General features: G+C 44.4%; 1 pseudogene. It reads right to left on the minus strand.

Features of this window, described 5'->3' with window-relative positions:
• Positions 1–570 (minus strand): annotated as a pseudogene (locus R7Z77_RS27390) (flavodoxin domain-containing protein); the annotation flags it as partial.

Here is a 570-nt window from a genome sequence, read left to right on the forward strand (position 1 = left end):
AATATGGCGAACATCTTTACCCGAGTCTCGACCCGTGATCTTTTGGCTGGTGAGTAACGTCGCTGTGTATGGATTTTGTTTGTTGTACTGAGAATGTGAAGCTGCCGCTTGTCCTACAGGAAGTTGAACAATTTCCGCTTCATTGCCAGAAGATAGTGTCTCTTTAACTTTACCTAGCGCATTCTTGCGCCATTCTTCCGCTGCCGCTTCGTAATCAACATCGCAGTCAATACGCTCAATAAAAGACGTCGCGCCCAGTTTTGCTAAGTAAGTGTCAAAGTCTTTACCAGTTTGGCAGAAGAACTCATAACTAGAATCACCCAATGCAATCACACCATATTGAAGGTTTGATAGCTTAGGTGCTTTCTAAGATTGTAAGAACTCGTGCAACTCAATGGCATTGTCTGGCGCTTCACCTTCACCGTTGGTAGAAGCAACAATGATGACGTGCGTTTCTTTGGCTAAGTTTTTGCCTTTGTAGTCGCTTGCATCAAACAACTCTACTGCAATTCCTTCTGCCTTTGCTTCTTGTTCCAACGCTTCAGCAACACCTTTTGCGTTACCGGTTTG

Source organism: Vibrio sp. 1401, from assembly GCF_033340295.1.